Raw genomic sequence first — 14,891 nt, forward strand, 5'->3', positions numbered from 1 at the left:
CGACAATGCCTGATACACCAAATGCCGGTCACCTGACCGGCATTTTTTATGGCCGCTATTTTTATCGACAGAGCGTCCCACCACCTCTCCGTCACACTTTCCTTGGCTTGAAAACGTAACCATTTGAACTGATGTCACAAATCGGCGTTTTGCCGATCCAAGGCGCGCTTTGCTGCTCCTAGAATGGGCCCTTGTCCGAACTGCCCTGCTCAAGGAATGGCTTATGCGTCGTGCTCATCACTTATCCCATCTCTGGCTCGCCCTGCTGGCCGCCCCTCTGTTCATCCAACAGGCGATGGCTGCCCCTGAGGTTCGCCTCTATGTGGATGGTCAACCGGTAGCAGCCCCGATCGCGCTGGACAAGGGCACGGTGGAGCTGACCCATCCCCTTGCCAAGGGGAGCCACCAGATCCGCATCAGCGACGCAGACAACAGTTGCGGTACCAGCTTTGGCCCGAGCGAGAGCAAGCAACTCCCCTTCGGCACCGCCCAACCCATGGACAAATGCAGCAAGGATCAGAGCTTTACCCTGCGGGTGATGCTGGCCGGGGAGTATCAGTTCACCTTCAACCCGGATACCCCCAGCCTCAAGGTGCTGCGGGCGACCAAGAAGAGCGAGTTCAAGCGCCAGCCACCACAAGAGCCCTGCATCAGCTGGGATGGCGGCCCGGTCACGGTATCCCTGAAAGGGGTCTGGCCCGACGGCACCCGACTGAGGGATGCCTACTCAAAACAGGAGGCGGTGGTCAAACAGGGCAAACTGACCCTGACCCCGAGTAAAGAGAGCGGCGGCCTGCTGCTGCTCGAGTCGGTCAAGGCAGCCAAGCCAGCACCGTTCAGCTGGGATCAGGCGAGTGTCTATTTCCTGCTGACCGACCGCTTCAACAACGGCGACCCCGCCAACGACCACAGCTTCGGCCGCCAGAAGGATGGTCAGGATGAGGTGGCCACCTGGCATGGCGGTGACTTCAAGGGGCTGACCGAGAAGCTCGACTACATCAAGAGCCTCGGCATGAACGCCATCTGGATCACCCCCATGGTGGAGCAGGTTCACGGCTTCATTGGTGGCGGCGAGCAGGGCAATTTCCCCTTCTACGCCTACCACGGCTACTGGGCGCTCGACTTCACCAAGATTGACCCCAACTACGGCGATGAAGAGAGTCTGAAAACCATGGTGGATGAGGCCCACAAGCGCGGCATGCGCATCATCCTCGACGTGGTGATGAACCACGCAGGTTACGCCACCCTCGCCGACCTGCAGGATTTGGGGCTCACCGAGCTGACCCGGAACACAGACAAGCTGCCGACCGTCTGGAACCAGTGGCGCCCGAGCGGTGGCCTCAACTGGCATGGCTACAACCAGTTCATCGACTACCAGTCGCCGAAGTGGGACAAGTGGTGGAGCGGTGACTGGGTGCGGGCCGGTCTGCCCGGCTACCCGCAGCCCGGCACCGACGATGTCACCGGCTCGGTGGCGGGGCTGCCGGACTTTCTGACCGAATCGACCAAACCGGTAGGGCTGCCGCCGTTGCTGGCCGCGAAAAAGGATACCCTCGCCAAGGCGCTACCCGACGCTACCGTGAGCGACTACCTCATTGCCTGGCACACCGACTGGGTGCGCCGCTTTGGCATCGACGGCTTTCGGGCCGACACTGTCAAGCATCTGGAGCCCGAGGTGTGGGCCAAGCTCAAGCAGACGGGCACCGCTGCACTCAAGGAGTGGAAGACCAACAACCCGGGCAAGGCCCTCGACGATCTGCCCTTCTACATGGTGGGCGAGGTTTGGGATCACGGGGTGGCCAAGGATTTCTGGTATCAGAACGGTTTCGATTCCCTGATCAACTTCGACTATCAGCGCGAGTTCGCCCTGCCCCAGGCCCAGTGCATGGCCAGCGCCGAGCCCACCTATGCCAGCTACGCCAGCCGCATCAATCAGGATCCCGAGTTCAACGTGTTGAGCTACATCAGCTCCCACGACACCAAGCTGTTCTTTGGCGACTATCAGGATGTGCCGCTACAGCGCCGGGTCGCCAACAGCTTTATGCTGCTGCCGGGCGGCATCCAGCTCTACTACGGCGACGAGTCCGGCCGCGGGCTGGCCAAGGATGGCGGGGTGTTCGATCAGGCGCTGCGCTCGGACATGAACTGGCAGGAGCTGGCCAGCGGAGACAAGGCTGAGCTGGTCAAGCACTGGCAGCAACTGGGCCAGTTCCGCGCCGCCCATCCGGCCATTGCGGCAGGCAGCCACCAGAAACTCTCGGATGCCCCCTACGCCTTTGTGCGGGAGAAGGGGGATGACAAGGTGGTGGTGGTCTTTGCCGGCCGGCAGAAGTAACCCTTGAGCCACATTGACCTGCAGCAGAGAGGGGAGCCACTGGCTCCCCTCTTTCGTTTATCTATCTGCCACGGTTCACTGTGACTGGCGCGCTGCCACCGGCCACTGCAACCGCGCCTTGAGCAGGGTCTCCTGCCACAGAGGCCAAGAAAGCAGCGCCTGCTGATAGGCTCCGGCCTGACCGGGCAACAGGATGCCGTAGCTGGCCAGCCGATAGGCCATCACCGCATAGAAGGCATCGACCATGCCCGCCTCGCCAAAGTAGAAGGGGCCCCGCGTCTGCGACCAGATCTCCAGCAAACGGGCCAGCTCACCGACCGCCTCCACCGGGGGATCGATACGGGTTGGCGCCCCAAGAAAGAAGGGGAGCAGAGAACGGATCTGCCGAAATCCGGCGTGCAACTCGGCGCAGAGGCTGCGAGCCTGTGCCCGCTCGGCCAGCGAAACGGGATAGAGCTGACGGTCGGGACAGAGCTCGTGAACATATTCGGCGATGGCCAGCGAGTCGTGAACCCGCACGCCATCGTGTTCGAGCCAGGGCACCAGCCCAGCCGGTGCCAGCCGCTTGAGCCGCGCCAGCGACTTGGCATCCTCCAGATCGAACACCTGCTCCTGCCACGTCAGCCCGCTCATGGCGAGCACCAGTGCCGCCCGCATCGCCCAGGTGGAGCCGGTGCCCACCGCCAATACCAAGGCTCCCATCTGCTGCCTCCTGCATGAGTTGCCTGCGACCGGCCGATCTGCCCTGATGGCAAAACATCCGATGGTCGCTTCACATTTGCGCACCCGCGGGTTTGACCCTCTTGGTGAGCGATGCTAGTTTGATTTTTCAAAACAATCAGTTAGCAACAATGTGAGCCATTAACCGAAATATGGACAGCCAATTTACCATCGTCATCGCAGATGACCACCCCCTGTTTCGGGGCGCCCTTTATCAAGCGGTGCACATGGCCATCAACGACGCTCAATTGCTGGAAGCGGACTCCATCGACAGCCTGACCAGCCTGCTCGGCGAGCACCCCGAAGTTGACCTGTTGCTGCTCGATCTCAAGATGCCCGGGGCCAATGGCTTCGAGGGGCTGGCCCACCTGCGCGGCCAGTATCCCGACCTGCCTATCGTGGTGGTCTCCGCCTCGGAAGAGGCGGCCATCATCCAGCAGGTGCTGCGGCTCGGGGCGCTCGGCTTTATTCCCAAGTCGGTGCCGATGAAGGAGCTGGTCAATGCCCTCAATACGGTGATCGGGGGGGATAACTGGGTGCCGGAAGGCATCTCGCTCCATCCTGAATCGGAAGATGGCCCCGATTTCGCCAGCAAGCTGGCCAGCCTCACCCCCCAGCAATACAAGGTACTGATCATGCTGCGCGATGGCAGCCTCAACAAACAGATCGCCTGGGAGCTCAACGTCTCCGAGGCCACCATCAAGGCCCATATCACCGCCATCTTCAGAAAACTGGGCGTCAAAAACCGCACTCAGGCGGTTATCGCCCTGCAACAGCTCGATATCAAGGAGAGCTGAACACCGCGCGCAGTGACACGCGCGAGACGACATAGCCAGCCATGCTGGCTATTTGTTGCTCGACAATTAGCACGATCGTACTTTATGCTGCCAGCGCCAACGAGGAGAGAGTGATGAGCAAGGGGCGCCTGACCCGGGAAACCATTTTGCAGACTGCCTTTGAGCAGGCGAGCCAGCAAGGGCTGGAGAGCCTGACTATCGGCTCGCTGGCCAGCGCTTGCGAGATGTCCAAAAGCGGCCTGTTTGCCCACTTTCAATCCCGAGACAATCTGCAGATCGCCGTGCTGGAGTACGCCGCCGAAGTGTTTCGGCTGCGGGTGATCCAGCCGGTACGCCAGCAGGAGTACCAGAGCCAGCACGACAAGCTGATCGCCCTGCTGCGCGCCTGGCAGGCGTGGAACCACTGCTTCGCCGGACGCTGCATGTTCCTCGATGCCTGGACCTCGGTGCAGGATGGCCATGAGCAAGAGAGCCCTGTGCAACAAGCCGCCCGGCAACTGGTGCGCTTCTGGCTCGACTATCTGGCCCGTCAGGTGGTGCAAGGTCAGGCTGCAGGCGAGTGGCGACAGGAGATGGATCCCTGGCGCGCCGTTTACCGCCTCTATGGCCTCTATCTGGCGGATCAGGTGTTCAACGATCTCGAACTGTGTCAGGATCCGGCCCGCCACTTCTGGCCCGAGGTGGACGCTCTGCTGAGCAGCTGGCGCTGATGTTTTGGCATCCGTTCAACACTAATTTTTAAAAACCAACAAAAAAGCACGACCGTTCGCACATAAAAACCACAGGATGACCATGAGCAGCAAGATCTACTTCAACACCCGCCGCTTCAGCCCGAGCAAATGGCTGCTGGGGATCGGCACCCGGTTACACCACAGACTCGCCCCCACCCATGCCAAGCGCACCGCCAGCAAGTTGCTGCTCACCCCCCAGCGCAACCAGCGGGGTGGCCACGAACCTGCCGGTCTGGTGAAGCAGGCCGTCCATACCAGCGAAGGGGTATTGATGAGCTATCGGCTCGGTCAGGGGCCACTGTGGCTGCTGATGCACGGCTGGTCCGGCAGCGCCAGCCAGTTCTATCCGCTGATGAGCCATATCGCCGCGCAGGGTTTCACCGCCATTGCCTACGATCATCCGGCCCACGGCCAGAGCGCGGGCAACACTGGCCACCTGCCCCGTTTCGTGCGCGCCTTCGACGAGCTGGCAACCAGGCTGGCCAGCGAAGCAGGTCAGCTGCACGGGGTCATCGCCCACAGCATGGGGGGCGCCGTCACACTATCCAGCCGTCAGGCGGGTATCGATACCCTGCCGCTGCTGTTGATTTCGCCGGTGCTCGACTATGTGCCCCAGCTCTACGGCATGGTGGCGCGCTCCGGCTACTCCATCCGGCTGTTCGATGCGGTGGTCAAGGAGATTGAGCAGGAGTACCAGCACCCCTTGAGCACGGTCGATCCGCTGGGTCGCCTCGCCAGTCGCAGCGGCGCGGCGATAATCGTGCACGACGAGGAGGACAGATTTGCACCGCACGGCGATTCCTTGCGGGCCAGTCAGGATGGTCATACCCGGCTGGTGAGCACCCGGGGTCTGGGCCACGGTCGTATCCTCGCAAGCGCCCCGGTATTCGCCGCCTTCGATCAGCTGGCTCGGCCGGAAAATCCTCACCGCGCCCTTTGACACGGGGCCATGAAAAAAACGGGCAAGCGCCCGTTTTTATATTTGATACAGCGCCTTATAGTTAACTTGTCAGTGGGAACATTCTTGTCAGAACACGATAAGGCGCCAGCATATGGCCAGACCCAATACAGCATTGTTGCTCACCGGTGGCGGTGCTCGCGCCGCCTATCAGGTCGGCGCCCTCAAGGCGATTGCGGAGCTCTACCCGCGCAATCTCGGCATCCCTTTTCCTATCCTGTGTGGCACCTCGGCGGGGGCCATCAATGTCACCGCGCTGGCCTGCTACGCCTCCTGCTTCCATCTGGGGGTGCGCAAGCTGGAGTGGGTCTGGCGCCGCTTCGAGACCCACCACATCTTCGATTTTCATCCCGGTCGCCTGCTGTGGCGGCTGATGTACGAGGGGTCGGCTGGGCTGATCAATCCCCACACCAACCACGCCTTTCACCTCTTTGACAACGCGCCGCTGCACCGCCTGCTGGATCAACTCATCGACTATCACCGCATTGATGACAACATCCTCTACGGCAGTCTGGAGGCGCTGGCCATCACGGCGTCGGATTACGATGACGGCCTATCCACCACCTTCTTTCAGGGGCGGGCTGAGCACCATCCGTGGGAGCGGGCCAGACGGCGCGGGGTGCGCACCGTGCTTACATCTGAGCATCTGCTCGCCTCCTCGGCGCTCCCCTTTGTCTTTCCAGCCACCCGGATCGGCGAGAAATTTTACGGCGACGGTTCCATCCACCAGCTGAGCCCGCTCAGCCCCGCCATCCATCTGGGTGCGGATCGGATCCTGCTGATCACCCTGGATCCGCCGGCGCACTCGGCGCCGACCCATCATCACGGCCATCTCACCAGCTCCAATATCGCCAGCCATCTGCTCGATACGGTCTTTACTGACACCCTCAACTCCGATCTGGAGCGGCTGTGGCGCATCAACCAGACTCTGGATCTTATCCCGGAGCGGGAGCGCAATCGCCTCAAGCTGAAACGGGTGGAGACCTGCGTGCTAAAACCGAGTCAGGATCTCGACACCATCGCACTGGCCTACCTGCGCAAACTACCGCTAAAGTTGCGCCGCCTGTTGCGGGTGCTGGGTGTGAAGGGGGATGAGACCAGCAGTCTGGCCAGCTTTTTGATGTTCTATCCGGGTTATTGCCAGCAGCTGATCAAGCTGGGCTATCAGGACACCCTGAGGGAGCGGGAGCGGGTCGTCGCCTTCCTCGATATCGAAGGGCTACCAAAAGAGCGTGAGTAAAGGGGGTGCCGATGAGTGCGAGGGGACTCAGCGCCCCTCCAGCAAACGCTGCTCCGCCTGCTCCATCGCCACCACGGTACCAAACAGGATCAGTCGGTCACCGGCCGCCAGCACCAGCTCGGGTCTGGGCTCCAGACTCTGATCGCCGCGCTGCACCTCCTTGATCCGCACCTCATCGAGCGGCAGCTCGCGCACTTCACGGCCTACCGCCCACGCCTGATCGTGCAGCAACAGCGGATGGAGGCGTTCAAGCAGCTGATCCGCCTCCAGATTGCTGGCGCTCTGATCCCCCCAGTAGAAGCCGTGCAGAAAGCGGTACTGGCTGCTGCGCTCGAGCTCCATGCGCCGGATCACCCGACCGATGGGGATATCGCAATTGAGCAGCAGGTGGGAGACCAGCATCAGGGCCCCCTCCTGGGATTCGGGGATCACCTCGAAGGCCCCCGCCTGCTTGTACTGCTCCAGAAAGCTGTCATCCCGGGTGCGCACCAGCACCTTGAGATCCCCCGCCAATTCGCGGATCAGTGCCAGCATCGCCTCCACCCGCTTGCGATCATCAAAGGTGATGATCACCAGCCGTGCCCGCAACAACCCGGCGGCCAGCAGAATATCGCGGCGGCTGGCGTCGCCGAAGGCCACCTGCTCCCCCGCCAGCTTGGCCTCGCTCACCCGCTCCGGGTCAAGATCGAGGGCCAGAAAGGGGATCTCCTCGATCTTGAGGAAGCGGGCACAGGTCTGCCCCGCCCGGCCAAACCCGGCAATGATGACGTGCTGGTTTTTGCTCAGGCCCGACTGTGCCACCTCGGAGCGGGTCAGCAGCGCCGGATCGGTGAGGCTGCGAGCCAGCGAATGGGCCTGGGTCACCAGCCAGGGGGTCATGGCGATGGAGATGATGCCGATGCCGATCAGCAGGGAGACCAGTTGCTGATCCAGCAAGCCGTGGTGGAGCGCCAGCGCCAGCAGCACGAAGCCGAACTCCCCCACCTGACTGAGCATGATGCCGGCGGCCATGCTGTCGCGCTTTCGCTCCCCCATCAGCCGCCCGGCCAGCAGCACCAACAGGGATTTGCACAGCACCAGCAGCACCACGCAGATCAGTACCTGCCACCATGCCCGCGCCACCAGTTCCCACTCCATGGCCATGCCGATGGTGATAAAGAAGAGCCCCATCAACACGTCGCGAAAGGGCTTGATGTCTACCTCAAGCTGATGACGGTAGTGGGACTCCCCCAGCATCATCCCCGCCAGAAACGCCCCCAGCGCCATCGACAACCCCAGCGAATGGGTCATGTAGGCAGCCAGCAGCGCCACCAGCAGGGCACTCAGAACGAACAACTCGTCGGAGCGGGCCCGCGCCACCTCGTGAAACAGCAGCGGCAGCAACCACTTGCCCACCGCCAACAGAGTGAAGAGGGCAAACAGCCCCTTGAGAGTGGCCCAGGCGATCTCGGCGGCCAGGGCGCTCCCTTGCACTTCCGGCTGGGCGAGGATCGGGATCATCACCAGCAGGGGCACCACCGCCAGATCCTGAAACAGCAGCACGCTCACCCCCAGCTGGGCGCGGCGGGTATGAAGCTGCTTCTGCTCGCCGAGCTGCTTGATCACCACCGCCGTCGAGGAGAGAGCCAACGTCCCCGCCACCACCAGCGACTGGGCCAGACCCAGCCCCCACCACCAGCCGATGGCGAAGAAGAGCAACGAGGTGAGCAGCACCTGCAACATCCCGACCCCCAGCACCAACCGGCGCATCGCCAGCAATTTCGGCAGGGAGAACTCCAGCCCCAGCGAGAACATCAGAAAGACGATCCCGAGCTCGGCAATGGTCTGCATGATCGACTGACCGGTGATCACCGCCAGCCCGTGGGGGCCGAGCAAGACGCCGGCAATCAGGTAGGCAAGGATGACCGGCAAGCCGAGGCGCCGGAAAGTTGCCACCAGCAGAACAGCGGCGAACAGCAGGATCAACAGGTCGGTGTACAAATTTCCCTCTCCTTTTATCGACTTAAGCTTAGTCAGCCGATCTGGCGGGCAGGAAAGATATATTGGGCATGCCAATTGCAGGGAGGAGACAGTAGTCAGGTGTTACAGGTGGAAGACCATGGAAAATACGTCGTCACTTAATGGCTTTAGCCATGGCATCGAGCAGTGGGTTCGCCAGATGGAGCGGCTCACGCCGTTGCCCAGCGTTGAACGCAACCAGTTGCTCGAGCAGTTGTTGGGGCAGAGCGATCTCGGTGGTCTGCTGACAACTTTTGCCGATCGTGCGGCAAGAATTGTCAGGATCCACGGTCTCTACCTCGATTGTGGCCAGCCCCATGTGCTGATCCAGCACCCGCCGCTGGCCACCCTCAACCTGCACAACTATCCGTTCGAGCTGCGCGGCCAGCATGGCCAGCTGCTCGGCCAGCTCCACTACGAGCTGGAACATCCGCTGAGCGGCAGCCAGCAACGGGTACTGATGCAATACCATCAGCTGCTCTGCCTGCTGCTGCCCCTCTATCTGCGGCTGGAAAAACTGGATCAGCTGGTCCGGCTCGATCACCTGACCGGCCTTGGCAACCGCTCCTACTTTGACGAAGCCATCGGTCGCGCCATCGAACAGCACAGCCGCGAGCCCCACGGTCTGGTGCTGGTGCTGCTGGATCTCGATCGCTTCAAGCAGATCAATGACACCTGGGGCCATCCGGTGGGGGATCTGGTGCTGAGCCGCTTCGCCCAGCTGCTCAAGGGGTGCATCCGCAGTACGGATCAAGCCTTCCGGCTCGGGGGAGATGAATTTGCCCTGCTGCTGCAACCGGCCGAACCCGAGGCGTGGCGCCCGGTCTGGCTGCGACTGCAGCATATGTTGATGACCAACAAGGAGCTCAGCACCTTCTCGGTCGGATGCAGCCTTGGCGCCGCCAGCTGGCAATCCGGGGTCGATGTGCCGAGCCTCTACGAGGCGGCCGACAGCCACCTCTACGCCCGCAAAAAAGCCGGCAAGGCCAGCTCTAACGAATAATCCCGAACTCTTCTTTGCTCCGGCACATGCGCGCCATGTGACCGGAGCTTCTTTTTTTGGGGTCCCCGCTCACACCGATCACCTCAGGAAAGATCCTGCTCGGGCAAAACCGGGGCGGCACCGCTTCCCTGCCAGTGACAGACCAGCCCGGCACTCTGTGCCATAAAACCGTCGCAAACAAAGAGCCCCACCACCGCCGCCACCTGCTCGCCATAGTAGAGGATGGGGATGCGCCCCCGCTGCCACGAAGGCACGCCATACTCCTGCAGCAGCTTCTTCATCCGCCGACTGCCGCTTCGCCCCACCGGTTTGAGGGGGATCCCGGGCGCTACCTGAAAGCGCACCGAGAGCGGCTCGTCCGCTCGGGGGGAACGCAACAGCCCCTCGCCGTGCTCCGCCATACGCACCACCAGCTCGCCCAACCCGTCCGGCAGGGTCAGCGGCTCGCCCGGCGTCAACGGCAACACCTGATGACAAGGTTGCAGATCAGGGCTCACCAGATAGAGGCGCTCCTGAAAACGGCGGCAACTCAGGCCGCCCCAGTTGAGCTGCGGATTGGCATCGGGCCGCGCCAGCGCTACCTCCTGCCACAGCCGGGCAAGCTGCTCGCGGGATGGCATCTCGCCCCCCTGACGGCGGATCCAGTAGCGCAGCAGATTGTTGCGCCGGGTAGGTGAAAGGGCGTGCAGCGGGCCGATATGGAGCGCCTCCCCATCGCCCGCCAGCTGCCAGTCGTTCTCGGCAAGCTCATCCAGCAGCGCCTCCTGCTCGGCGCACAGGGCCATGCTGCGCGCCGCGGTCTGGGCCATGGCGGGCCAGCGCGCCTTGAGCTGGGGGATAAGCGTCTGGCGCAAAAAGTTGCGGTCATAACTCACGTCCTGATTGCTCTCATCCTCCACCCAGCCAAAGGGGAGGCTCGCCGCCGCCTCGGCCAGCTCGGCGCGACTCATATCGAGCAGCGGCCGCAGCAACAGGCCGCCAGCAAAGGGCTGGCTTGGCAAGATCCCCGCCAAGCCGCGCAGGCCGGCGCCGCGCTTGAGGGCCAGCAGCAGGGTCTCCAGCTGATCGTCCTGATGGTGGGCGGTGAGCAGCCACTCCCCCTCCCGCATCCGGGCGGTCAGCCGCTGATAACGGGCGGTGCGGGCCTGCGCCTCCAGACTCTCGCCATTGCCACGGGCCAGTGTTACCCGCTCGACCAGCAGCTCCACCGCCAATTGCTGACACACGGCTTCACAATGAGCGACCCACTCATCGGCATGGGGACTGAGGCCGTGGTGCACGTGCAGGGCGCGAAGTTGCAGGCTGTGCTCGCGGGCATACTGCGCCGCCAGTAACAGCAGCAGGGTGGAGTCGAGGCCGCCACTGAAGGCCACCAGCAGACCGGTGGAACCTTCCGGCGCTGGCATAGTCAGACAAAAGCGAGAATAAAGATGAGAAATCATAGGCTTCCCCAAAACGGACCGGCCGATCTTAGCAGAGTCGGGCTTATCAAGCTGCAACCCTGCTGCTAGAGTGAGGCTCGCCCGCCCTCTCCACCAGGCTGGCCGCAAAGCGGTCGCACAACCGGTTGGAGCAAGGAAGATGGGCAGGGAAGCAAACAACCCGAATTGGAATCAAACAAGATGAACAATAAGAAAAGCTTACTGGCCGGCCTGATTGGACTGGCACTGCTGGCTGGCTGCAGTCAGGCACCGCAAGACTCACCCAAACACTCCGGGCTGGCGCTGGCCAATATGGACACCCAGGTCAAACCCGGCGATGACTTCTTCCGCTACGTCAATGGCAAGTGGCTCGCCACCGCCAAGATCCCCGACGATCGCCCCGCCGATGGCGCCTTCTACATGCTGCGGGACAAATCCCTCGCCGATGTGCGGGTGCTGGTCGAGGGGCTGGCCAAGCAGGAGGCCGCCACCGGCACGCCGACCCAGCAGATCCGCGATCTCTACGCCAGCTATCTGGATCAGGCAGGCCGTGACGCCAAGGGGCTCACCCCGCTGGCACCGGCGCTGGCCGATATCGACCGGATCGGTGATCAGGCTGCGCTGGCCCGCGCCTTTGCCCAAAGTGGCCGCATGGGCGGCGGCGCGCCGTTTGGCATCTGGATCGACGCCGATGCCAAGTCCCCCGACCGCTATGCGGTCTACCTCTATCAAGGTGGACTGGGGCTGCCGGATCGGGACTACTACCTCAAGCAGGATCCCGACAGCCAGGCCCTGCGCCAGAAGTACCAGCAGCATATCGCCGCCATGCTGAGCCGCCTCGGTGAGTCTGACCCGAGCGGCAAGGCCAAACGGATTCTGGCCCTCGAAACCCGGCTCGCCACCATCCAGTGGGACAACGTGGCCCTGCGGGATCGGGAGAAGAACTACAACAAGCGCCCCGCCAGCGAACTGACACGGCTCGCCCCCCATCTCGACTGGCAGGCTTATCTCAATGCCGCGGGCATTGCTGGCCAGCCGGAGCTCATCATCGGTCAGCCGACCTATCTGAGCGCGCTGGATCAGGTGATGGCCCAGACCCCCATCACCGACTGGCAGGCCTACCTCAAGTGGCAACTGCTGACCGACTACGCACCCTATCTCGACAGCGAGACCGACCGCGCCAACTTCGCCTTCTACGGCACCACATTGAGCGGCACGCCCAAGCAGCGCGCCAGCTGGGAGCGGGCGCTCGGGGTGCTGAACGATCATCTGGGTGAAGCGGTCGGCCAGCTCTATGTGGCCCGCTACTTCCCGCCAGCGGCCAAGGAGCGGATGGAGCAGCTGGTGGAGAACCTGCGCACCGCCTACGGCCAGAGCATCAAGGAGCTCGACTGGATGTCGCCCGAGACCAAGGCGCAGGCACTCGAGAAGCTGGCCAAGTTCCGCCCCAAGATCGGCTACCCCGACAAGTGGAAGGATTACAGCGCCATCACCATCAAACCGGATGATCTGGTGGGCAACCTGCAACGCTCGCAAACCTTTGAATACGCAGACAGTCTGGCGCGCCTCGACAAGCCGGTCGACCGGGACGAGTGGCACATGTCGCCGCAAACGGTGAACGCCTACTACAACCCGAGCAACAACGAGATCGTCTTCCCGGCGGCCATTTTACAGCCCCCCTTCTTCGACATGACGGCGGATGATGCGGTCAACTACGGCGCCATCGGCGGGGTCATTGGCCACGAGATGGGCCACGGTTTTGATGATCAGGGGGCCAAATCCGACGGTGACGGCATGATGCGCGACTGGTGGACGCCGCAGGATCTCAAGGAGTTCCGCTTCCGCACCAGCCGTCTGGTGGCCCAGTACAACCGCTTCGAGCCCATCAACGGCCAGTTCGTCAACGGCCAGTTCACCCTGGGGGAGAACATCGGCGATCTGGGCGGTCTCACCATCGCCCACAAAGCCTATGAGCTGTCACTGGATGGCAAGGAGGCGCCGGTGCTGGATGGCTTCACCGGCGAACAGCGCTTCTTCCTCGGCTGGGCGCAGGTGTGGAAGGGGATGTATCGCCCCGAGCTGATGCAGATGCTGCTGCGCTCCGACCCCCACTCGCCGCCCGAGTACCGGGTCAACGGCGTGGTGCCGAACATTCCCGCCTTCTACGAGGCATTCAACATCCAGCCGGGGGACAAGCTCTATCTGCCACCCCAGAAGCGGGTGAAGATCTGGTAACAGCATCAGGGCGGGCTCCCCGGGAGCCCGCACTCAAGAGACAGCAAGAGGTTGCAAGATGAACAGAGCATTGATGATGGCAGGGCTGCTGACCCTGCCGCTGGCCGCCCAGGCCGAAGAGGGATTTAACAAGCAACTGACCCTCCCCTCCGGGCAGGTGATCCGGGTGGCGCAGGGGGCCGGTGAGCCCGCCTCCATCGGCAGCTATGATGTGCGGCTCTACTCGGGCCAGAACGCCCAATTTCCACTGGATGAGTTTCAGGATGGCAAGGTGATGGCTCGCAACGGCTTTATCCGGGAGCTGAAACTGGTCGATTTGAATGGTGACAAGCAGCCCGAGCTGGTGGTCATCATCGAGAGCGCTGGCAGCGGCAGCTATCAGGATGCCGATGCCTACACCGTCAGCCCGCAAGGGGAGCTGGAGATCTTCAATCAGGTCAAGGAGCTGGAGCCCAAAGAGGATGTGGTCAAGGCGCTCAAAAGCCCGCAAGACTAAACCATCTCCCCGAATCTGAAATATAAAAAGCCCTGATGATCAGGGCTTTGTTGTTTCTGCTGTTGACGCAAATAGCCTAGAGGCGGGTCGCCCGAATGGAGACCTGCGGCAGCGCCATTTCGTGCTGGGCCGCCACCAGTTGTAGCTCGTAAGCTCCCGCCAGCCAGGTGCGGGCCAGCACGGCATCAACGCTGGCATTGGTAAGTTCGAACGCCGCAACCGGGGTACAACCGGCCAGCAGATTGGCCAGCATGGTGGCGCTCAGCAGATCCCCCACCCCGATGGGGTGGCGGGCAAAAGGGTAGAGTGGGCGGGAGAGGTGAAAAGTCCCCTCCTCGCACACAAGCAGCATCTCGAAGCGGTCCATGGCAAAGCCGGCCTTGCCCAGATGCTTGACCATCACCAGCTTGACCCCTTGCGCGCGCAACTGCTGGCACGCCTCGATAGCCTCCGGCACATTGCGGATATCGCGGCCGGTGAGCTGTTCCAGCTCCAGCAGATTGGGGGCCAGCATATCGGCGCAGGCCAGTGCCCTGGTTTTCAGAAAATCGGCGACGCCGGGTGCCACTATGCACCCCTTGTCGGGGTGACCCATCACGGGATCACAAAAATAGAGGGCGGCCGGATTGAGCGCCTTGAGCCGGGCCACCGCCGCCAGGATCTCCTCCCCCTGTTCGGCCGAGCCGAGGTAGCCGCTCAAGATCGCATCGCACTCGGCCAGCACACCGATCTCCGCCAGGCCGTTTACCAGCTGACGGATATGGCCGCCGGGCATCACCATTCCCTGCCAGCCTTCGCGGTATTGGGTGTGATTGGAGAACTGCACCGTGTTCATCGGCCACACCTCGATCCCGAGGCGACGCATGGGAAAAACGGCGGCGCTGTTGCCGGCACAGCCAAAGACTACGTGGGATTGAATGGAGAGCACTCGCTTCATGATTGGCGACTCACGCAATA

General features: G+C 62.5%; 12 protein-coding genes. 8 read left to right on the forward strand and 4 right to left on the reverse strand.

Translation table 11 applies throughout. The features are described 5' to 3' along the window. Window positions 1-223: 223 nt before the first annotated feature. Window positions 224-2,335 (forward strand): alpha-amylase, encoded by a 2,112-nt coding sequence (locus tag ACTG20_RS17270; RefSeq protein ID WP_440008053.1) that lies wholly within the window; start codon window positions 224-226, stop codon window positions 2,333-2,335. A 75-nt stretch (window positions 2,336-2,410) separates the two neighbouring features. Here ACTG20_RS17270 and ACTG20_RS17275 read toward each other — a convergent pair whose 3' ends face one another. Beyond that, entirely contained in the window at window positions 2,411-3,037 is a 627-nt protein-coding gene (locus ACTG20_RS17275) for a glutathione S-transferase N-terminal domain-containing protein (RefSeq protein ID WP_439987847.1), read from the reverse strand. A gap of 170 nt (window positions 3,038-3,207) precedes the next feature. On the opposite strand from ACTG20_RS17275, the gene ACTG20_RS17280 reads away from it, so the two are divergent. The 4 genes from ACTG20_RS17280 to ACTG20_RS17295 all read left to right on the forward strand — a co-directional run bounded on the left by ACTG20_RS17280 (window position 3,208) and on the right by ACTG20_RS17295 (window position 6,781). After that, window positions 3,208-3,852: a response regulator gene (locus ACTG20_RS17280; protein WP_201937267.1), complete on the forward strand. Its 645-nt coding sequence runs from the start codon at window positions 3,208-3,210 to the stop codon at window positions 3,850-3,852. 113 nt (window positions 3,853-3,965) lie between these two features. Beyond that, on the forward strand, window positions 3,966-4,562 hold the full coding sequence (locus tag ACTG20_RS17285; protein ID WP_439987848.1) for a TetR/AcrR family transcriptional regulator: 597 nt from the start codon (window positions 3,966-3,968) through the stop codon (window positions 4,560-4,562). A gap of 82 nt (window positions 4,563-4,644) precedes the next feature. Beyond that, window positions 4,645-5,523: an alpha/beta hydrolase gene (locus ACTG20_RS17290; RefSeq protein WP_439987849.1), complete on the forward strand. Its 879-nt coding sequence runs from the start codon at window positions 4,645-4,647 to the stop codon at window positions 5,521-5,523. A 112-nt stretch (window positions 5,524-5,635) separates the two neighbouring features. Further along, window positions 5,636-6,781: a patatin-like phospholipase family protein gene (locus tag ACTG20_RS17295; RefSeq protein ID WP_439987850.1), complete on the forward strand. Its 1,146-nt coding sequence runs from the start codon at window positions 5,636-5,638 to the stop codon at window positions 6,779-6,781. Window positions 6,782-6,808: 27 nt separating this feature from the next. Here the strand turns inward: ACTG20_RS17295 and ACTG20_RS17300 are convergent, their stop codons facing one another. Beyond that, window positions 6,809-8,761: a monovalent cation:proton antiporter family protein gene (locus ACTG20_RS17300; protein ID WP_005338473.1), complete on the reverse strand. Its 1,953-nt coding sequence runs from the start codon at window positions 8,759-8,761 to the stop codon at window positions 6,809-6,811. A gap of 118 nt (window positions 8,762-8,879) precedes the next feature. On the opposite strand from ACTG20_RS17300, the gene ACTG20_RS17305 reads away from it, so the two are divergent. Next, window positions 8,880-9,782: a GGDEF domain-containing protein gene (locus ACTG20_RS17305; RefSeq protein ID WP_108611918.1), complete on the forward strand. Its 903-nt coding sequence runs from the start codon at window positions 8,880-8,882 to the stop codon at window positions 9,780-9,782. Between the two features lie 83 nt (window positions 9,783-9,865). Here ACTG20_RS17305 and tilS read toward each other — a convergent pair whose 3' ends face one another. Then, the gene (gene tilS, locus ACTG20_RS17310; RefSeq protein ID WP_439987851.1) at window positions 9,866-11,224 is read right to left on the reverse strand and encodes a tRNA lysidine(34) synthetase TilS; all 1,359 of its coding nucleotides are present in this window, start codon (window positions 11,222-11,224) and stop codon (window positions 9,866-9,868) included. A 180-nt stretch (window positions 11,225-11,404) separates the two neighbouring features. Between tilS and ACTG20_RS17315 the strand changes: the two genes are divergently transcribed. Both ACTG20_RS17315 and ACTG20_RS17320 read left to right on the forward strand, forming a co-directional pair. Next, window positions 11,405-13,438, forward strand: coding sequence for a M13 family metallopeptidase (locus ACTG20_RS17315; RefSeq protein WP_194496524.1), 2,034 nt, complete (start codon window positions 11,405-11,407; stop codon window positions 13,436-13,438). 58 nt (window positions 13,439-13,496) lie between these two features. Continuing rightward, a complete protein-coding gene (locus tag ACTG20_RS17320; RefSeq protein WP_194496525.1) occupies window positions 13,497-13,934 on the forward strand; it encodes a PliI family lysozyme inhibitor of I-type lysozyme in 438 nt (145 codons plus the stop codon). 76 nt (window positions 13,935-14,010) lie between these two features. Here the strand turns inward: ACTG20_RS17320 and pdxY are convergent, their stop codons facing one another. Further along, on the reverse strand, window positions 14,011-14,871 hold the full coding sequence (pdxY, locus tag ACTG20_RS17325; protein WP_118854195.1) for a pyridoxal kinase PdxY: 861 nt from the start codon (window positions 14,869-14,871) through the stop codon (window positions 14,011-14,013). Window positions 14,872-14,891: the final 20 nt, after the last annotated feature.

The sequence above is a fragment of the Aeromonas sp. 84A genome (assembly GCF_051919345.1).
Taxonomy (GTDB): Bacteria; Pseudomonadota; Gammaproteobacteria; order Enterobacterales; family Aeromonadaceae; genus Aeromonas; species Aeromonas veronii.

Excerpts from the sequence above, each read along its gene's own strand:
- ACTG20_RS17305 (WP_108611918.1), top strand. The coding sequence starts at position 8,880 with ATGGAAAATACGTCGTCACTTAATGGCTTTAGCCATGGCATCGAGCAG.
- pdxY (WP_118854195.1), bottom strand. The coding sequence starts at position 14,871 with ATGAAGCGAGTGCTCTCCATTCAATCCCACGTAGTCTTTGGCTGTGCC.
- ACTG20_RS17295 (WP_439987850.1), top strand. The coding sequence starts at position 5,636 with ATGGCCAGACCCAATACAGCATTGTTGCTCACCGGTGGCGGTGCTCGC.
- ACTG20_RS17270 (WP_440008053.1), top strand. The coding sequence starts at position 224 with ATGCGTCGTGCTCATCACTTATCCCATCTCTGGCTCGCCCTGCTGGCC.
- ACTG20_RS17285 (WP_439987848.1), top strand. The coding sequence starts at position 3,966 with ATGAGCAAGGGGCGCCTGACCCGGGAAACCATTTTGCAGACTGCCTTT.
- ACTG20_RS17290 (WP_439987849.1), top strand. The coding sequence starts at position 4,645 with ATGAGCAGCAAGATCTACTTCAACACCCGCCGCTTCAGCCCGAGCAAA.
- ACTG20_RS17315 (WP_194496524.1), top strand. The coding sequence starts at position 11,405 with ATGAACAATAAGAAAAGCTTACTGGCCGGCCTGATTGGACTGGCACTG.
- ACTG20_RS17275 (WP_439987847.1), bottom strand. The coding sequence starts at position 3,037 with ATGGGAGCCTTGGTATTGGCGGTGGGCACCGGCTCCACCTGGGCGATG.
- ACTG20_RS17280 (WP_201937267.1), top strand. The coding sequence starts at position 3,208 with ATGGACAGCCAATTTACCATCGTCATCGCAGATGACCACCCCCTGTTT.
- ACTG20_RS17320 (WP_194496525.1), top strand. The coding sequence starts at position 13,497 with ATGAACAGAGCATTGATGATGGCAGGGCTGCTGACCCTGCCGCTGGCC.
- tilS (WP_439987851.1), bottom strand. The coding sequence starts at position 11,224 with ATGATTTCTCATCTTTATTCTCGCTTTTGTCTGACTATGCCAGCGCCG.